At 31.4% G+C, this 18,464-nt stretch carries 21 protein-coding genes; 10 read left to right on the plus strand and 11 right to left on the minus strand.

The window, feature by feature from the left end:
• Positions 1-19: 19 nt before the first annotated feature.
• The 3 genes from LQ615_RS05335 to LQ615_RS05345 form a co-directional block, all read right to left on the minus strand.
• Positions 20-712, minus strand: a complete 693-nt coding sequence (locus tag LQ615_RS05335) for an L-ribulose-5-phosphate 4-epimerase (RefSeq protein ID WP_016999330.1) — start codon at positions 710-712, stop codon at positions 20-22.
• 10 nt (positions 713-722) lie between these two features.
• Entirely contained in the window at positions 723-2,324 is a 1,602-nt protein-coding gene (locus tag LQ615_RS05340) for a xylulokinase (protein ID WP_064204207.1), read from the minus strand.
• Between the two features lie 126 nt (positions 2,325-2,450).
• A complete protein-coding gene (locus LQ615_RS05345; protein WP_064204208.1) occupies positions 2,451-3,539 on the minus strand; it encodes a GntR family transcriptional regulator in 1,089 nt (362 codons plus the stop codon).
• Between the two features lie 186 nt (positions 3,540-3,725).
• Here LQ615_RS05345 and LQ615_RS05350 point away from each other — a divergent pair, with 186 nt between their 5' ends.
• On the plus strand, positions 3,726-3,908 hold the full coding sequence (locus LQ615_RS05350) for a VraH family peptide resistance protein (RefSeq protein WP_016999327.1): 183 nt from the start codon (positions 3,726-3,728) through the stop codon (positions 3,906-3,908).
• A 58-nt stretch (positions 3,909-3,966) separates the two neighbouring features.
• Here LQ615_RS05350 and LQ615_RS05355 read toward each other — a convergent pair whose 3' ends face one another.
• Complete coding sequence (locus tag LQ615_RS05355; protein ID WP_016999500.1) at positions 3,967-4,809, minus strand: LysR family transcriptional regulator; 843 nt, start codon at positions 4,807-4,809, stop codon at positions 3,967-3,969.
• Between the two features lie 97 nt (positions 4,810-4,906).
• Here LQ615_RS05355 and LQ615_RS05360 point away from each other — a divergent pair, with 97 nt between their 5' ends.
• The 7 genes from LQ615_RS05360 to LQ615_RS05390 all read left to right on the plus strand — a co-directional run bounded on the left by LQ615_RS05360 (position 4,907) and on the right by LQ615_RS05390 (position 11,297).
• Complete coding sequence (locus LQ615_RS05360) at positions 4,907-5,893, plus strand: YeiH family protein (RefSeq protein WP_016999499.1); 987 nt, start codon at positions 4,907-4,909, stop codon at positions 5,891-5,893.
• Between the two features lie 92 nt (positions 5,894-5,985).
• Positions 5,986-6,774, plus strand: a complete 789-nt coding sequence (locus LQ615_RS05365; RefSeq protein WP_064204209.1) for a trypsin-like serine peptidase — start codon at positions 5,986-5,988, stop codon at positions 6,772-6,774.
• Between the two features lie 229 nt (positions 6,775-7,003).
• The gene (locus LQ615_RS05370) at positions 7,004-7,561 is read left to right on the plus strand and encodes a TetR/AcrR family transcriptional regulator (RefSeq protein WP_016999497.1); all 558 of its coding nucleotides are present in this window, start codon (positions 7,004-7,006) and stop codon (positions 7,559-7,561) included.
• A gap of 107 nt (positions 7,562-7,668) precedes the next feature.
• Positions 7,669-8,514 carry an NmrA/HSCARG family protein gene (locus tag LQ615_RS05375; RefSeq protein WP_064204210.1) on the plus strand — a complete coding sequence of 282 codons (846 nt, stop codon included), beginning with the start codon at positions 7,669-7,671 and terminating at the stop codon, positions 8,512-8,514.
• A gap of 112 nt (positions 8,515-8,626) precedes the next feature.
• Entirely contained in the window at positions 8,627-9,982 is a 1,356-nt protein-coding gene (gene mgtE, locus LQ615_RS05380) for a magnesium transporter (protein ID WP_026023643.1), read from the plus strand.
• Positions 9,983-10,205: 223 nt separating this feature from the next.
• Complete coding sequence (locus LQ615_RS05385; RefSeq protein WP_064204211.1) at positions 10,206-10,793, plus strand: undecaprenyl-diphosphatase; 588 nt, start codon at positions 10,206-10,208, stop codon at positions 10,791-10,793.
• Positions 10,794-10,880: 87 nt separating this feature from the next.
• Positions 10,881-11,297, plus strand: a complete 417-nt coding sequence (locus tag LQ615_RS05390; protein WP_064204212.1) for a DUF2188 domain-containing protein — start codon at positions 10,881-10,883, stop codon at positions 11,295-11,297.
• Positions 11,298-11,486: 189 nt separating this feature from the next.
• Here LQ615_RS05390 and LQ615_RS05395 read toward each other — a convergent pair whose 3' ends face one another.
• Positions 11,487-12,989 (minus strand): carboxylesterase/lipase family protein, encoded by a 1,503-nt coding sequence (locus LQ615_RS05395; RefSeq protein ID WP_182093686.1) that lies wholly within the window; start codon positions 12,987-12,989, stop codon positions 11,487-11,489.
• A 435-nt stretch (positions 12,990-13,424) separates the two neighbouring features.
• Entirely contained in the window at positions 13,425-13,622 is a 198-nt protein-coding gene (locus LQ615_RS05400) for a DUF6440 family protein (protein WP_064204214.1), read from the minus strand.
• A gap of 68 nt (positions 13,623-13,690) precedes the next feature.
• Between LQ615_RS05400 and LQ615_RS05405 the strand changes: the two genes are divergently transcribed.
• Positions 13,691-14,002, plus strand: coding sequence for a thioredoxin family protein (locus LQ615_RS05405; protein WP_016999490.1), 312 nt, complete (start codon positions 13,691-13,693; stop codon positions 14,000-14,002).
• Between the two features lie 19 nt (positions 14,003-14,021).
• On the opposite strand, the gene LQ615_RS05410 is transcribed toward LQ615_RS05405, so the two are convergent.
• The 5 genes from LQ615_RS05410 to LQ615_RS05430 all read right to left on the minus strand — a co-directional run bounded on the left by LQ615_RS05410 (position 14,022) and on the right by LQ615_RS05430 (position 16,531).
• Positions 14,022-15,242: an MFS transporter gene (locus LQ615_RS05410; protein WP_064204215.1), complete on the minus strand. Its 1,221-nt coding sequence runs from the start codon at positions 15,240-15,242 to the stop codon at positions 14,022-14,024.
• Between the two features lie 59 nt (positions 15,243-15,301).
• Entirely contained in the window at positions 15,302-15,508 is a 207-nt protein-coding gene (locus LQ615_RS05415; protein WP_016999488.1) for a hypothetical protein, read from the minus strand.
• Between the two features lie 21 nt (positions 15,509-15,529).
• Positions 15,530-15,715, minus strand: a complete 186-nt coding sequence (locus LQ615_RS05420) for a helix-turn-helix transcriptional regulator (RefSeq protein ID WP_016999487.1) — start codon at positions 15,713-15,715, stop codon at positions 15,530-15,532.
• Positions 15,716-15,728: 13 nt separating this feature from the next.
• Positions 15,729-16,052, minus strand: a complete 324-nt coding sequence (locus tag LQ615_RS05425) for a hypothetical protein (protein WP_016999486.1) — start codon at positions 16,050-16,052, stop codon at positions 15,729-15,731.
• A 146-nt stretch (positions 16,053-16,198) separates the two neighbouring features.
• Positions 16,199-16,531, minus strand: coding sequence for a YflT domain-containing protein (locus LQ615_RS05430; RefSeq protein WP_016999485.1), 333 nt, complete (start codon positions 16,529-16,531; stop codon positions 16,199-16,201).
• Between the two features lie 418 nt (positions 16,532-16,949).
• On the opposite strand from LQ615_RS05430, the gene LQ615_RS05435 reads away from it, so the two are divergent.
• On the plus strand, positions 16,950-18,464 hold the full coding sequence (locus LQ615_RS05435; protein ID WP_016999478.1) for a PTS mannitol transporter subunit IIBC: 1,515 nt from the start codon (positions 16,950-16,952) through the stop codon (positions 18,462-18,464).

Consider the following 18,464-nt stretch of genomic DNA (forward strand, 5'->3'; position numbering starts at 1 on the left):
TTTATTTTCCTCCTTTAGATTATTGTCCGTAATATGAATTTTCTCCATGTTTTCTTTCATAATGTTTATTCAAGATTCTATTTGGTAAGTGTTCGCTTTCTTGATTTAATTGAAGTGTAAATAAATTCATCTTACATACTTCTTCTAGTACTACCGCATTCATTACAGCTTTCTCTGCATTTTCTGCCCAAACAAATGGTGCGTGACCATGTAAGAGTACTCCTGGCACTTCATTTGGATTTATATTTCTTTCTTCAAAAGTTTCAACAATGACGTTCCCTGTTTCATGTTCATAATTTTTATTAATCTCTTCTTCTGTTAAATGCCTTGCACATGGAACTGGTCCAAAGAATGTATCAGCATGTGTCGTTCCATAAACAGGTACATCTAATCCGGCTTGTGACCAAATCGTTGCCCAAGTAGAATGTGTATGAACTATGCTGCCAATATCTTTGAATGATTTATATAACACTGCGTGTGTAGGCATGTCTGAAGAGGGATTTAATTCACCTTCGATTACTTCGCCATCTAAATTACAAACGACCATGTCATCTGCAGTCATTACATCGTAATCGACGCCACTTGGTTTAATGACGAATAAATTACTTTCTCTGTCGATTGCACTGACATTACCCCATGTATATTTAATGAGTTCTCTTCTTGGTAATTCGAGGTTTGCTTCAAACACTTCTTTTTTTAATTTTTCTAACATGTTTACACTCCTAACGAATAAATTGAGATGCTTTTCTTTCTATTTCTAAACCTTTTTTATATTCAGTTATAAATTGTTCATATTCTTCTACATCTTTTTCAGATGGTTGAATAACACTACCTTCTTGTTGTCCGAATATGTTCTCTTCTAAATATTGATTTAATGGTAATTGGCTATCGTTGTTGACCATATATCTTGCAAGTATAGCCATCCCCCATGCGCCACCGTCATTAGCCGTCTTTAACACTTCAACTGAACTATTTAAAGCTGCGCCTAATATACGTTGTGCAATTTCTTCCGTCTTAAAAATGCCTCCATGAACAACAAATGAATCGATCAGTACTTTCTCTTCTTCTTTAAGAATATCTACGCCGATTTTCAATGTGCTAAACGCTGACATAATATGCGTCTTCATAAAGTTTGCTAAATTGAATTGGCTATCTGTTGGTCTCAAGAAAATAGGTATGCCTTTGTTTATTTTTGTAATGTTTTCACCTGATATATATCCATAAGATAATAAGTTCCCATTTTGCTCATCTGCATGTTGCGTATGATTAAATAGTCGTTCATAAAGTTGGTTTTTATCGACTTCCACACCCATTACTTCAAAAGTCTCTTCAAACAAATTCACCCAAGCATTAATGTCTGAAGTACAATTGTTTGTATGAACCATTGCGACTAAATCCCCAGATGGTGTTGTCACAATATCTATTTCTGGATGTACTTTACTTAAAGGTTGGTCTAATACAAGCATTGCAAATGCACTCGTACCAGCCGATATATTGCCTTTTTTCTTTTCAACACTATTAGTAGCGACCATACCAGTACCTGCGTCACCTTCAGGAGGGCAAAGCGGCACACCTGGTTCTAAATTATTTGTAGGGTCTAATAACTTAGCGCCTTGTTCTGTTAAACAACCTGCATTTGTACCTGCTGTTAGAACTTTTGGTAAGACTGATTCAATATCCCATTCAAATTGTTTATCTTTGATAAGTTCATCAAACTGATTCAATTTTTCTTGGTCATATTTTTTAGTATTTTGATCAATTGGAAACATACCTGAAGCATCGCCTACACCCAATACTTTCTGTTCTGTTAAATACCAGTGAATGTATCCAGCTAAAGTTGTTATAAATTGAATGTCTTTGACGTGTTGTTCCTCATTTAAAATAGCTTGGTATAAATGCGCTATACTCCAACGTTCAGGTATATTAAATTGAAAATAATCTCTTAATTTATTTGCTGCTTCTTCAGTATATGAATTTCTCCAAGTTCTAAAAGGCACAAGCAGGTCATCGTTTTTATCAAATGCTAAATATCCATGCATCATTCCGCTTATCCCTAGAGATTTCACTTTTTTAATCGTCACATTATATTTTGATTCAATGTCATCTGTCATTGATTTATAACTTTTTTGTAAACCTATCCAGACATCATTAATTGAATAAGTCCAATACCCATCTTTGAATTCATTTTCCCATTCAAAATATCCAGATCCTATCGTTTCAAAGTTAGTATCGATGGCCACTGTCTTAATCCTAGTTGAACCCAATTCGATACCGATAGATATCTCACCGTTCGATATTTCTGAATGAATTTTACCTTGATTCAAAATACCGCCTCCCTCTTGCAATCGTTTTCAAAAAGAAATATACCATCACTTGACCGTACATGTCAAATATAATTTTTATTTGTCCATATATGTAATAAACGCAAAAAAAATACTTAAGTACAAAACTTAAGCATTTCTCTTTTTAACACTATTTCTTATTATAATTTCTGTATCCATAATAGTCGTTTCTCCAATTTGACCGGAATTTATAGCCTTTATCATCCATCGTGCTGCTTCTACTCCAAGATTTTCTTGAGGGTGAGAAGTAGTTGTAAGTGATATATCTTCGAGTTGACTTAAAATAGAGTTGTCTTCCCCAACTACGGAGTAATCATCAGGTACACATTTTCCATTTTCTTTTAAACGCTTTATAAATGAATAAGCAATATCATCGTTATAACAAACAAAGGCACTCGGATTGATTTCATGATTTAATAACTCTTTTATGATTAAATCTAGAACTTTATCTTTTGTCTCAGTTGTATAAGTAAAGATATTTTCACCTTTAAATATCGCACCTTTATCCTCAAAAGCTTCTATATACCCTTTCATACGAAACTTACCTTGCATATCATCTATTTTAGTTATTAGAACAATGTCATCATGACCTTCATCTAATAAATAAGAAGTCGCAAGAAATCCAGATTTTGTGTCATCAATACTTATATAAGGAATGTTTAACTCTTCATAGCAAGCATTGATCATTAATACCGGTATTTCTTTACTTTTTAATAACGAATAAAAAGATAAATTAGGGTTAAACACATTACTCTTCGTCGGTTCAACAATCAAACCTTGAACACCTTGTTCTATCATCATCTCAAGGCAACGTCGCTCACCAGCATGTGTATTATTCGTACTCGCTAATATAAGAGAATAACCATTAGCACCTAATATTTTTTCGATTCCTCTAATTATACTTGGGAAAATATAATCAGAAAGATATGTAACGATTACACCGATTTTTTTGGTAGAAGTATCATGATTTGTTTTTTTCAAATAGTTATCACTAACAATTGAGCCTAGACCTTTTTTCTTTATGATATAACCATCTTGTACTAATAAATCTATAGCTTGTCTTATTGTATAGCGACTAACATTGTATTGTTCTTGAAGCTTTTTCTCAGAAGGGATCGTTTTACCATACTCATATTCATTATTTATAATTTTATCTTTTAATTGGAAAGCAATTAATTTATATTTAGGTTCAGCCATAAACTATCTCCATTCCTTGTAACTAAGTTATTTCAATTATATAAATTATAACATAACAAATATTATAATTATAAATAGCTATTATACACATTTTAAATATACAATTACTCTTTAACTTTTACATTTTATGTTATTATATACATAGATTATAAATATTAAAACATTGAGTTTTATAGGAGTGATTTCATGAAAATTAAAGATGTTTTAAAGAAAAGTTTCAATGATTTACTAGACCTTGAGCTTAACTGGTACAATGCTGCAGTGCTAATAGTATGTGTACTCGTATTAAGCGCAATTTTCACACCACTTTTAGGTATACCAGTAGGTCTCCTAGCAGGCGCATATTACTTGAAAAATTATAAAGAATAGATTGAAACAGGCTGAGACATTTATTTATGTCATAGCCTGTTTTTGATTTGGGGCTTTATTATTTAAAACCATATTTTTTTATCTCATCGACAATAGTATTATATTTATTCGTTTTATATCTTGAGTTATTTGATACTATAAAGAAGTTTCTATATAAGTCTACTTCGCTTGTTTCTATATATTTTCTATCGGTTGATTTGATAGAGAAATTAGAGAGTATTGTATAGCCCATATTTTGTTTTACTAATTCCAGTATGAGTTGATTGTCATTAATGACGACTTTGCGTGACGGCAAATTCAGTTGTTGTAATAGTTTGTCTTGGTAATATCTAATTCCTGATCCTGTTTCTCTTACATAACATCTTAATTCATTTAAAGGTTTTTTATTTTGCTTATTTTTTATGATTAATAATCTATCTTCTGTTAATACTTCACTGTTAATTTTATCGTCGATTACAGGTTTTTCTATTATTCCTAAGTCAATCGTATAATCTTTCAAATGCGTAATAATATCTGCAGAGTTGTAAATATAAATATGTATGTTCAGATTTGGATATTTCGTTTGTAAGTATAGCGTAAGATCTAATAGTTTAGATTGTCCGAATGTATGGCTTGTACCTATAACAAATTTACCTTTTACTTCTTCTTTATTTGCGTTTATTCTCGTGTGTAATTGTTCATCTAATAACGCCAATTGACAGGCATAGTTATATAGTTCTTGCCCCTCTTCTGTCAATATGATTTCTTTTCGTGTATTTTCAAAAATTTTTATTTGGTATTTTTGTTCTAAATTTTTAATATCTCGACTTATGGATGGTTGTGATTTGTATAATTTATTTGCTGCATTAGTAAATCCGTCTTCTTCTACGATTGCTTTTAATATATTGAGTTTATCTTCCACAAAAGCACCTCCATAACATTTTTGTTATATTATATATTTAAAAATGGCATTTCACAAATAATCGTTCTCATCATAGAATGTATGTGAGGTGAAGACAGTGAGTATTAAATTAAATAAAGCATTTTTCCTAGGTGTCGGTTTTACGCTAGTTGTTGCAGTTGCCAGCATATTATTATCAAATTTACCAATTTTAAATAAAGTTGGTGCACTTGCGATAGCTATCATCACTGCGATTTTGTACAGACATTTCCTAGGATATCCAACAAGATACGTAACAGGTATCGAATTTTCTTCTAAAAAACTACTACGTTTAGCTATAATTTTGTACGGGTTAAAATTGAACTTGTCTACAATTATTAATGAAGGCGGGACATTATTATTACTAGATGTCGGTGTAGTTGCTTTTTCAATATTCTTTATTATTTTCTTAAATAAAATTATTAAAGGAGATAAAAACTTAATTCTATTATTAGGCGTTGGTACAGGGGTATGTGGCGCTGCAGCGATAGCAGCTATTTCTCCTATTTTGAAATCTAAAGAAAGTGACGTTGGCATAAGTGTTGGATTAGTAGCAATAATGGGAACGATATTCTCATTAACATATACACTTCTATATGCTTTATTCCCTATGGATCCTGAACTTTATGGTATATGGTCTGGTGCTAGTTTACATGAAATAGCACATGTTGTATTAGCGGCAGATGCAGGTGGTAGTGAATCTCTAGCTATTGGTTTATTAGCTAAATTAGGCAGAGTATTTCTATTAATTCCTTTAAGTATTATTTTCTTAATAATCGTTAATAGAAAAAGAACAAATAAAGTTTCTCAAAAAATTGATTTTCCATACTTTTTACTTGGATTTTTAATTATGAGTGCGGTAAACACATTTGTAGCTATTCCAGAAGGCGTATTAAGTGTAATCAGTACAATTACTAACGTCATACTTATTATGGCAATGGTAGGATTAGGATTAAATGTTTCATTTAATGACTTAAAAACAAAAGCATTTAAGCCAATGGTTGCAATGGCAATAACTTCAGTAGTACTTTCAGTTATTGTATTTTTTGTCGCTACGATTTTATAAGATGATTAATGGGTATAACAAAGATATCATTTAATTTCGAGAAAGATTGTGATTAAACTATGTTATACCTTAAATTATATTTAGTGCTTCTCATGTCATTGTTTAATTATATCTTTATCTCTCATGACGAGCCTATAACTTATAAAGATACATTCAATAAAGCAACACATTCAGATTATAGTGATGCTTTTAAAATAGGTTCACAAATACCGAACGATTTATTAACGCTTAAACTATACAACACACATAGTAAAAACCACATTGAAGCAGTAGGTAAAATATCATCAGATGAAACTGGTAAATCAGGTAACGGAGCAACTGCCTTTGTTATAGATGATTATACAATTATTACCGCTTCACATGTAGCAAGTGATAAAGTTGGTAATAAAGAAACAAAGCAATTTTATTTCTATCCTTCAAAAGCAGATCAACGTGTACCTATTAAATTCAAAGTTAAAAATTTTCATAAGTCATCTGAAAGAGATGTAGCTGTACTCATCACTCAACAACGTTTGTCGACAAAGATTAAGCCATTAAAAATTGCATCAGAACAAGAAATAAAGGATTTGAAACCTAAAGAACCGCTTTATATGTTAGGTTATCCAAATAAAAAACCATATAACGGACAATTCATGTATCAATCAAATGGATATTACCTTAAATCAACTAAAGATTACATTGAATATATCGGACATTTACACAGAACAACTGGGTTTTCAGGATCTCCAGTATTAAATGAACACAATCACGTGGTTGGTTTGCATGCTCACGGTATTAGTCCTGAAATTAATACAAAGCATCAATCCACACGAGACATATATACAGGCGGCCCATTAATAACAGGAAAAACACGTGATTTTATCAATCAGCATCGAGAGTAAGACTATATTAGTATTTTCAGAACACTTATTCGTTGTAAATAAGAACTAAATAGCGTTTCTAACTCATAATAAAAACTTCGGGAATCAGGCGAAATCTTGATTCTCGGAGTTTTTTATTTAGATATATAAGTACTCGTTTCTCTTTATTTGTAATTTATTATATGTTCCCTTACAATAAACGGAGAGGTATCCGTTTATTAAATTTAAAGTCCCTTCAGAGGTGAAACAATTGAGGAAAGATGCAATAGAAAATCGATTAAGAATTGAAAATACAGCTAAAGAATTATTTGAAATATATGGCGTTGAAAATACGAGCATGAATCGTATATCTAAAGAGCTAGGTATTGGAATGGGCACCTTATACCGTCATTTTGAAGATAAAAGTGCTCTTTGTTATAAATTAATCGAAAATGATTTTGATAGACTTTTTAAAGAGATGGATTATGCAGAACAAAATAACCAAATAACGAATTATGAAAAATTTGGAATTTACTTAGAACTCTTTATTGATTTTAAATCGAAACATTTAGACACTTTAAATTGTGTAGAGAAAAAAGAGTTTCATGGCGACTTTAGAGATACGCCAACATTTCAGAAATTATCCAAGAAATTTTGGAACACTTTCGATAATGAAGAAAGTCCTGAATGGAAGACATTTAAAACTGATATGTTATTGAATGCTTTGTCCACTAAATCTTATCAATATCAAGTGGATAAGAGAGGATTAAACAATGAACAGTTAAAACAATTTTTACAGAACTTATTTAATATGACTGAGGATTTTTAATAAAAGTGTTCGAAAACTGAAGCGATGCCTCAATAAAACTTAATATATTTATTTATATAATATTTAATTTTTATACAAAATTCTATTAATAAATCGGAGGTTTTATCATGAATAATATTAAAACAATTTTAGTAATCGGCGCATCAGGAAACCAAGGTAATGCAGTAGCTACAAATTTACTGTCTGATGGTTGGGCAGTACGTGCTATGACACGTAATCCGGAACAACCCTCTATACAAGCACTTAAAGAAAAAGGCGCTACTGTGGTTAAAGCGGATATGGATGATGAACAATCACTTTCAGATGTAATGAAAGGTGTTTACGGTGTGTATAGTGTACAATCATTCGATAATAATGATCCTGAAAAAGAAATACGACAAGGAAAAAGAGTTGCAGACTTAGCTAAAAAAGCTAGCGTTTCTCATTTTGTATATAGTTCAGCAGCAGGTGCAGAAAGATATGATGGAGCTCAAAACTTTGCAACAAAATGGCAAATAGAAGAGCACATCCGTTCTTTAGATTTACCTTCTACAATTTTAAGACCAACATTTTTCATGGATAATTTTGAAGGATTTGCAAAAGGACAAGATGGAAAGATCGTCATCCAAGGGTTTATGGATCCTGAAATCAAATTACAAATGATAGCTGTACAAGATATCGGTGCTTTTGCTAATATCGCTTTTAAAAACCCAGAACAGCTTATAGGAGAATCTATCGAAATAGCTGGCGAAGAAAAAACATTAACTGAGATATCTGAAAAAATAAGTAAAACATTTGATGCTCCTTGCGAAATTGTAGATTCACGAGAAAAGTTCCAAAAAATGATGAAGATGTTTGAATGGTTTGAATTCGGAGGTTATGAAGCCAACATCTCTAAATTACGTGAGATAAACCCTCAGCTTCTTGATTTTGATGCTTGGGTTAAACACTCTGGATGGAATCCTTTAAAATAATTGAAATGATGAAGTATAATTTTTAAAATTTTTAATTAATATTTTTATCATTGCTAATTTAACAATATAATCTAAAATTGGTTATGTACTTATTTTAATGGATTAAGGAGGAATGGCATTGGACGAATATATTAACGAGCGCCTAACTCAATTACTAGAGCGCAACGAAGTCAGTGATTTTAGAGAAGGATTTTTACACTTGCACGCCTATGAGCAAAGTGAGTACTTCGATTCGCTTTCTACAGAAGAACAGAAAAAGGTTTTCGAACTTCTATCTCCTGATGAAGTAGCAAACTTCTGGAGTTACTTAGAATTAAGTCAAAAAGAAGAAAAATCAATGTTCGATGAAATGAATGCAAACTATGCAAGTGAAGTTCTTCAAAACATGTCAGATGACGATGCTGTTGACGTACTTAATCTATTAAGTAAAACGCAGCGCGTTAGCTTGTTAACGATTATGGATAAACATAAATCTGAATCATTAAAATCATTACTTAATTACGAGGAAGATACTGCCGGCGGTATCATGACTACTGAATATGTTTCGTTAACGCCTGAAATGAGTGTAAGAGAAGCACTTATGCACGTTAAAGAGAAATCATCTTCAGCTCAAACAATTTATGCACTTTACGTTGTTAATGATCAAAAAAAATTAATAGCCGTTATGTCATTACGTGATTTAATTAACGCCGATATGGACGACCATGTTAAAAACGTAATGAACAAAAACTTTGTGAGCACAGACGTTGCAGAAGACCAAGAAATTGTTGCTCAAACAATTCAAGACTATGACATCATCGCCATTCCAGTTGTAGATTATCAACATCATTTACTAGGTATCATTACAGTTGATGATATCTTAGACGTAATGGAAGAAGAAGCTAGCGAAGACTACTCAAAATTAGCTGGTATTAATGATGTAAAAGAGACAAAAGAATCTGTTTTACAAACTGCAAAAAAACGTTTACCGTGGCTTATCTTACTTACATTCTTAGGTATGATAACTGCTACAATATTAGGTTCATTTGAAGACACACTTGAACAAGTCGCCCTACTTGCAGCATTTATCCCTATTATTAGTGGTATGTCAGGTAATACAGGAACACAATCATTAGCCGTTTCCGTACGAAGCATTTCTACTGGTGATATGGAAAAAGAAAATAAAGTCAGACACGCATTACACGAGTCCGCGAGTGGTTTTATTTCTGGTTTAGTATGTAGTCTTATACTGTTTTCTATCATTGTAATACTATATGGCCAACCATTATTAGCAACTATCGTTGGGATAAGCTTAACGACAGCTATGACAGTTGGTACAACAATCGGATCACTTATCCCATTGTTTATGAACAAAATAGGCATTGATCCAGCAGTAGCAAGCGGTCCATTTATTACTACAATAAACGATATTGTCAGCATGTTAATCTACTTTAGCCTAGCAACTTCATTTATGAGTTATTTAACATAAATATTGTGATGAGCAATCATGCACTTTTAAAATCAATTATATAAATAAAACTCCCGATTCCGACATTCAAAGTCTAACGAATTGGGAGTTTTTTCAAAATGGATATTGATACCTAGTACTATTTTTTATTTTGAGGTTTATCTTGTTGCTTCACTTTGGTATAGTCAGAGATTAAGTATATTAAACTTTAAAATTAAAATTATAGTATTGAAGGAATGGTTTTATGAATTTATCGGAAATAAACATTGAACTATTTAGAATGTTTAATGATTTAGGGAAAGAAGTTATGTTTTTAAATCCAATCATGATCTTTTTTGCTAAGTATATGAAATACTTTTTACTTTTCGGGATTGTCATGTATTGGTTTACTAGAAAACGGGAAAATAGGATTATGATTATTAGCAGTATGTTTGCTTTTGTGGTCGCGGAAGTATTTGGAGCTATAGCGGGAGCGATTCATTCCAACAATCAGCCATTTGCTGAGTTAAGCAATGTTAATCAACTTATTGGTCACGCGATTGACAACTCATTCCCGAGTGACCATGCAATAGAATTTTTCTCGATATGTATTACCTTTTTACTTTTCAAAAAGAATTTAAGATACGTATGGTTAGCAATAGCTATTCTAGTGAGTATTTCACGCGTCTGGGTAGGCGTTCATTATCCTGCAGATATATTAGTCGGAGCAATATTAGGTATAATAGGCGCTGCACTCTGTTATTGGATTATCCCTCAACTAAATGTTATTAAAAAACTATTAGACATCTATGAACAAGGCGAAGATTACGTCCTCTCCAAAGTCTCCAAGTAATTAAATTCTATATGAAAGTAATCATTGTTTCATTTTTCTATAAAGTGGTATTGATATGTATAGATATTATGAAAGGATGAATTGTATATGCCTTGGACAATGGACGATTATCCGCAAAGTTGGAAAAACTTCGAAAAATTAAAACGAAAAAAAGCAATTGATATCGGTAACGCTATGCTTAAAGATGGTTATAAAGAAGAAGATACAATCCCTATCGCAACTGAACAAGCGGAATCATGGTATAAAGATGCATCTAAAAAAGAGCTCGATGAACTCAAAGACAAAAAAATTACTAAGCACGAAGAAGACGAGTCATCAAACCCTGAATTAAATGATCGAGATGTCCACGTTTATTATGAAGATGATAAATGGAAGATTAAAACAGACGGCGCTAAGCAAGCCAGTGACTCCTTTGATAAAAAAGAAGATGCACTGAAACGAGCAAGAAACATCACATCTAACCGTGGAACACAGATTATAGAACATAAAAAGAATGAAAATTAAACACAAAAAGAGGCTGGGATATAAATACATGTCTCAGCCTCTTTTATTATAATGGCAGTAGCTGACTGGTGTGAAAATGCCCTTATAACAAGCTTTTTTCATACCTAGTCATCCTTGCCAGGGTGGGACTACGAAATCTTTTTAATAAAATGAGATTTCTGTCCCGCCCCCTTTTTATATTGCCAATAATTACTCATATAGTTTTAAATCATCCCAAATTGCAAAATAATTAGAATTAGGATTATTTAATACTGAACATTTTGTGTTAATAATATACGTCGATTGAGTATCATTTGTATATTTCGGCCATTTTAAAGGTAATCCTCCATTAGGGTTACCACTAATTGCAAAGTTAACAAATGAACCATGTAATACATTTCTAACTTTTTTTAAACCTCTGTTCTTAACAGTATTAAGAATACGATTTTTATTACTAATTTGCGTATTTAAAGCTGGACTTACATCTGCGCCGTGATGTGCACCTAGACCAATCATTTTTTTTAGAGGATTTGAATAATCAAAACGATACGCATAAACATCATTATATTTACTTTGAGCTATAGCACATTTAATTGTGTTCGCCCAAAACAAGCGATCCCTTCCTATTTCAAACATAGCTTTTTTCTCAGATTGATTCCCATACAATTCTTTAAAATATGGATATTTATCTAATCGATTATTCCTAGATAACATCGTACTTACTTCGCTCCAACTTTTAGGGATTGCGTGCATAGAATAAAAAAGTGTCCCCTCATCACGACATGTACCAAACATACATTTAACATCTTTATTTATACCTTCATTCAAAGCATCCCATGGTTTTTTAGGTATTAAATCATCTATGACTGGACCTGTCACAAAAATACCTGGATTTACAGAGCAACTTTCTTCAAACACAGCTTTGGATGGATTAATCATATTTTCAACTGGCATTTCCTTTAATTTATAAATATCTTGCGAATCTAATCCTAATTTATCAAAGAATATTTCATTATTTAAATCATGCGTTTTTTGAGTTGTAATATTACCAGATAGTCCGCTCATTGCTATAGCTTTCTGAAAAGTTCCTTTAGCTTTAGGTGCTGCTAGTAATGAATAAACAGCTGTACCTCCGGCAGACTCACCTGCAATAGTTATATTATTAGAATCTCCACCAAAGTTTTCAATGTTGTTTTTAATCCACTGCATCGCCAATATCATATCCGACACCGCACAGTTTGAATCAAAACTACTATCTAATTTCGAAAAATTGTAAAATCCTAGAGGCCCAAGACGATAGTTAAATGAAACACCAATAACACCTTGTTCAGCAAAACTTTCTAATGAATAAGCTGGTGAAGATGCTTCTCCAATATGATTACCTCCACCATAAATCCATACAAAAACTGGCGCTTTTTTAGTACTTTTAGGCGCCCATATATTTAAATTTAAACAATCTTCACTTGAACGAATATTTTCATTGGCTAGACCCATCTTTTTCAAAATTTTTTCATCAGTAAATTGATATGGACGATTACCCATCTTTGTACACTCTTTAGTTCCTTGCCAAGGTTCAGGGGGTTGAGCTCTTTTAAATCTCAATTCGTGAATCGGTGGTTTAGCGAAAGGAATACCATACCATTTATTTATATTATTTTCTTGAAATCCTTGTACCTTGCCATATTTAGTATTAATTAAAAGATTATTATTCAAACATATCACTTCCGAATCATGTAATAACATTCCTAATCTGCCTATTATTATAGAATTAACCACTTTTTAATAGTCACCATTAAGTCGCTCTTTTTTTATATTCATTCAATTTTTGGAACCTTTAAAACAATCATCACTCAATTATTTAAGTGAAAAAATAAAAGAAATATAACAAGCATCCAAATAACAATGCGACACTAACAAAATAAATAATCATCTTCTTTTTTTCAGAAAGATTTTTCTCTTCTTTAGATAACATCGAGTACACATCGCTATCTTTTCCCATAAGAATCGCTAAGGAATATAGAAGCATCAATAAGGTCAAAATAATTAATATTATAAATGCTATAAACATATTTGATCTCCTTTCTTCATATATGAGACCTGTTATAGTTTCAATATAGCCAATATAAAGGTGCCAATTTATGATATATTTTAAACTTTATCAACGATCACTTTTCCGTTTTCATCTAACAATGGTGTAATTGAGTTTCCTGCGTTAGCAAACTGTAAATAATTCACGCCTGTTTCACTGTCAACTAACACAATTACTTTACCTAACGTACCTAAATTTTCATTAGATTTTATGTAAAATCTTTTATCCTTTTTGGGATTATTTGTTTTACCAAACATATTTTCCACTCCTTATCATATATCATGTTACAATACTTGTTATTATAATCAAATCAGAAGGTGATAATATGGAAATCATTCAAAATTTCGATGAATTCAACACTATCATTCATTCGAATGATTTTGTATTAATTTATGTATCAAGTGAAAACTGCTCTGTATGTAAAGCAGACCACCCTATCGTTCAAGATATAGTAAATGAATATAATATACCCGCTTATGAAATTGTGGCAAATGACGTACCAGAAGCAGTAGGACAATTGAATTTATTCACGTCTCCTGTTGTTATGCTTTTTTATAACGAAAAAGAAGTTCATAGACAAGCACGTATTTTAGACTTCAATGAACTACGTTATCGCATAGAACAAGTAGTAGGATAAAACATAAGTTTTTAGTGTTCTAAACTGCACCATCATATCTTTTTAAATATTGGTATGAAAAAGCTATTGCTATGCTTAATAACGTCGTAAGCAAGAATGATATTAAATAGAAATAATTATGAATATCAAATAATATACCCGATATTAAAATTCCTGCAGGCATCATAATTTGAGACATTGTTTGATGCAAAGCAAGATATTTTCCTTTAATATTTTCGGGTACATTTTTTTGAACATAAATATTGATTGGGATATTACTCAATATGATTCCTATACCCATAATAAACATGCTTACAAAATAAATAATGACTACAAGCTGGCTAGTTAAACCTATTGTTAAAGGCGTACATAATATAAGAAGACCTAAAGCTAGTATTATCATTGCGCATTGCATATTAAATATTAATGATCCTTTATTTTTAATTCGAGGATACACAACTCCAAATATAATTCCTGCTATTGGCATAGCAGTCTCAATTAACCCTAGTTGTTTAGAATTCATATTAAATAAAGTAACAAAACTCCCGGGTATGCCAACTGTTATAAACCCAAACATAAAATTAATAATAGCCCCTGATAAAATAATTATAAATAAATCTTTTTTCATCTTTAAAAAATTAAAAACTGTCTTATAACTATTAAAAAATGTATCTTTCATTTCTTCTATTTCATTTTCAACATTTAGTTTATTAAAGCTAATAAATAATACGAACAATAAAGAAATTAATTCAGTTATCAGCATAATAATCGTAAAAGTTTTTATATCAAAATATGCATAAATAATACCGCCTAATACTGGTGCGCCAATTTGTATAATATTTTGTATGACATTTCTATACGAAACGGTCTTATCTAAATATTCTTCACTTACTAAAGTTAGAAGTCCACTATTAAAAGCCAAAGTTACCGCTATATCTGTGATTGTAAGTATGGTAACAATGATATATATGTATATAAGTTGATTAAGACTATTAGGAATTATATATATTCCAATAATTGAGATTACTGAAATACACTGCATTGATATAATAAAAAGTTTTTTATTAATTTTATCTATGTAATAACCCATAAGTGTACTACCCAATATAAAAACAACAGAATAAATAATGATGATATTCGAGAAACTTTGAACACTTCCAGTAATATTTAAGACGTGAAAAGATAAAGCGAAAGTAAATAATTTACTTCCTATAATACTGAAAAAAGTAAATAAAATTATGAATAAGAAGTTTTTCTTCAAGAAAAATCACCACTTTAAGTTTTTATACATTATACACATAATACACTAAAGGTGCTATATTATATCTTCGTTTTATATTTATAAAAAGTTAGAATACTTGTGAATAAAATAAGCCCTATTAATAGAATTAGCCACACGACATCAAATTCCCCTGTTGTGAATTTTGTATATAAATTGTATATCACTAGCACAATTAAAAAATATGCTGTTGTCCATTTTGAAGCGATATAAAAATGCTGTTTCTCCATTTCGTCTTGCTTTTTCAATTTGATTCCTCCTAAAGTTATTTATGAAAACAATTCATCTACTGTTACATTAAATTCTTTAGCCAATTTGAATGCCAAAGCTAATGTAGGATCGTATTTATCGTTTTCTATCGCATTTATTGTTTGTCTTGTTACTTTTACATTTTTACTTAATGTATCCTGTGAAATCCCTAATTTTTTACGATATTCCCTAATTCTATTTTTCATTATTTTCCCGCTTTCAATTGTACTTTTTATTTACCATTATTACATTTATACAATAGTTAACAAGTAATACAACTAAAAATACTATTTCAAGATTTTCCGTAAATACATTATTAGCATCACCTTTAAGCCCTGATATTTTTAAGGCAATGTAGGACATAATGATAAGAAACATGAATCCAAATGTTCTTGATAATACTTCTAATCTCATTCTTAGTGCTCGTTCGTCTAATCTTTTTTCTCTACTAAATTCTTTAGTATCAATCGTAATAAATTTAAAATAAAATTGCCACATCACAAATGTGATAATAATAAAAGCTATCCACTTCAGTACAATCATAAATTACTACTCCTTAATGTCAAAAGTATTTTACATTTTTATGCTAACATTTCAGAGATATATGTCAAATACTTTTGACATTTATAATTTAAAAAAGCCTATCTCAAATTTGAGATAGGCTTTTGCTATATGAGAGGTTTTGCTAATTATCCTAATACTTCTTTTGCTTTGTCATCTTTGACAATTAGAAATACTTTACCTTCGTCCATTTTTTCTTCGTTTTCTTCCGCTTGTTCTTTTGATAATCCAAGCTCTTGTAATTTAGCTCTTAATTCGTCACCTTGCTTGTCGAATTTTTGACCTAAGTCTTTGTTATTGTAGTCAATACCAGAATAATCTGTGTGTTCTACAATACGTGCCGTACGATCATCATCGTGTGATAATACAAAAACATTTGACGGATCAATATTCACATCTTTTAGTTTGTTAATGTCGTTCTGTAACGCTTCGTCATTATTATAAGTTTTTACTACTGTCATGAATAAAGCCTCCATTTCTATATTATATTATTAGTATTCCCACTGAAGAATTGTTCAAACATCATTTTGGCATATATTTCCTATTTTGTGGTTCGATAATTTATTTTATCGACCTGTATTTTGCTTTTGCGGTTCGATAATTTATTTTTATCGACCTGTATTTCGAATTTGCGGTTCGATAATTCCTTTTTATCGAACCGTAAATTCATCTCCAAGGCTTTTATTAGTAATCACACCTATATAAGGGTATAATTATACAAAAGTTTTATTTTCACATCTGTACTTTTATTTTGCTCTGCTTTGTCATACATGGCAAAGTTGATGTGACAAAGTTACATTTAGTATTCATTGTATATAGACTCGCTTCTCCGTAAGATAAAGGTACAAATACTTTTACGTAAAGGAAGGTGTGTTTTACATGGCAGAACAAACTGAAAAGAAAAAGGGTATAGGTCCGAAAGTCCAAGCCTTTGGTTCATTTTTAAGTAGTATGATTATGCCTAATATTGGTGCTTTTATTGCTTGGGGGCTTATAACTGCACTATTTATTGAAGATGGTTGGTTACCTAACGAAGAACTTGCAACTATGGTAGATCCAATGATCAAATATTTAATACCATTACTTATAGCATTTAGTGGTGGTCGTTTAGTACACGGTTTACGTGGTGGTGTCGTTGGTGCCACTGCTACAATGGGTGTTATTGCTGCATTCCCAGACACACCAATGTTAATTGGTGCAATGATTATGGGACCGCTTCTTGGTTGGTTAATGAAGAAAGTTGATGATTTCTTAGTACCAAGAACACCTCAAGGCTTTGAAATGTTATTTAACAACTTCTCAGCTGGTATTCTAGCATTCTTAATGGCAATTGTCGGTTTCAAAGGATTAGCGCCATTAGTTGAAGGTTTAATGAAATTACTTGGTATGGGCGTTGATTTCTTAGTATCTCATCACTTACTACCTTTAGTAAGTATCATCATCGAACCTGCCAAGACAGTATTCTTAAATAATGCGATTAACCATGGTGTGTTAACACCGTTAGCTTCTGAACAAGTTTCAGCAGCTGGTAAATCTATTTTGTATACTTTAGAATCTAACCCTGGTCCAGGTTTTGGTATATTACTTGCTTACATGGTATTCGGTAAAGGAACAGCTAAAGCAACTTCATATGGTGCTGGTATTATCCACTTCTTAGGTGGTATTCACGAAATTTACTTCCCATACGTATTAATGCGTCCTTTATTATTAGTAGCTGCTGTACTTGGTGGTATGACAGGTGTTGCAACATTTAGTATGTTCGGCTTTGGTACGACAGGACCTGCCTCTCCAGGTTCTATAATTGCATACTTCGCAATCACACCTAAAGGCAGTTATTTAGTCATGTTACTAGGCATATTTCTTGCTACACTCGTTTCATTTATCGTCGCATCGATTATCTTGAAATTCACTAAAGACCCTGAAGGCGACTTAGAATCAGCAACTGCAGATATGGAAGCTCGCAAAGGAAAAAAATCTTCAGTAAGCAGTGCTTTAACAGCTGATAACACAGGAACAGAAGCTGAAGCAACTTCTGAAAATGAAGAAGAAAAAGATGAATCTGAAGAATTATTAGATAAATACGATACTGAAAACATAGATGCTCACGATTTCTCTAACGTTCAAAAAGTGATATTCGCTTGTGATGCTGGTATGGGCTCAAGTGCAATGGGTGCAGGTATGTTAAGAAATAAATTCAAAAAAGCTGACCTATCAGATATTGAAGTTACAAATACTGCAATCAACCAATTACCTGACGACGCAGATGTTGTTATTACTCAAAAAACGTTAACAGATAGAGCGATTAAGAAAAATCCTAAAGCAATTCATATTTCAGTAGATAATTTCTTGAATTCTCCAAGATATGAAGAACTTATCAATGAATTAAAAAAATAA

It is taken from the genome of Mammaliicoccus sp. C-M13, assembly GCF_022386845.1.
Lineage (GTDB): Bacteria > Bacillota > Bacilli > Staphylococcales > Staphylococcaceae > Mammaliicoccus > Mammaliicoccus lentus.

Excerpts from the sequence above, each read along its gene's own strand:
- LQ615_RS05335 (WP_016999330.1), bottom strand. The coding sequence starts at position 712 with ATGTTAGAAAAATTAAAAAAAGAAGTGTTTGAAGCAAACCTCGAATTA.
- LQ615_RS05345 (WP_064204208.1), bottom strand. The coding sequence starts at position 3,539 with ATGGCTGAACCTAAATATAAATTAATTGCTTTCCAATTAAAAGATAAA.
- LQ615_RS05350 (WP_016999327.1), top strand. The coding sequence starts at position 3,726 with ATGAAAATTAAAGATGTTTTAAAGAAAAGTTTCAATGATTTACTAGAC.
- LQ615_RS05365 (WP_064204209.1), top strand. The coding sequence starts at position 5,986 with ATGTCATTGTTTAATTATATCTTTATCTCTCATGACGAGCCTATAACT.
- LQ615_RS05375 (WP_064204210.1), top strand. The coding sequence starts at position 7,669 with ATGAATAATATTAAAACAATTTTAGTAATCGGCGCATCAGGAAACCAA.
- mgtE (WP_026023643.1), top strand. The coding sequence starts at position 8,627 with ATGGCATTGGACGAATATATTAACGAGCGCCTAACTCAATTACTAGAG.
- LQ615_RS05385 (WP_064204211.1), top strand. The coding sequence starts at position 10,206 with ATGAATTTATCGGAAATAAACATTGAACTATTTAGAATGTTTAATGAT.
- LQ615_RS05390 (WP_064204212.1), top strand. The coding sequence starts at position 10,881 with ATGCCTTGGACAATGGACGATTATCCGCAAAGTTGGAAAAACTTCGAA.
- LQ615_RS05400 (WP_064204214.1), bottom strand. The coding sequence starts at position 13,622 with ATGTTTGGTAAAACAAATAATCCCAAAAAGGATAAAAGATTTTACATA.
- LQ615_RS05405 (WP_016999490.1), top strand. The coding sequence starts at position 13,691 with ATGGAAATCATTCAAAATTTCGATGAATTCAACACTATCATTCATTCG.
- LQ615_RS05420 (WP_016999487.1), bottom strand. The coding sequence starts at position 15,715 with ATGAAAAATAGAATTAGGGAATATCGTAAAAAATTAGGGATTTCACAG.
- LQ615_RS05425 (WP_016999486.1), bottom strand. The coding sequence starts at position 16,052 with ATGATTGTACTGAAGTGGATAGCTTTTATTATTATCACATTTGTGATG.
- LQ615_RS05430 (WP_016999485.1), bottom strand. The coding sequence starts at position 16,531 with ATGACAGTAGTAAAAACTTATAATAATGACGAAGCGTTACAGAACGAC.
- LQ615_RS05435 (WP_016999478.1), top strand. The coding sequence starts at position 16,950 with ATGGCAGAACAAACTGAAAAGAAAAAGGGTATAGGTCCGAAAGTCCAA.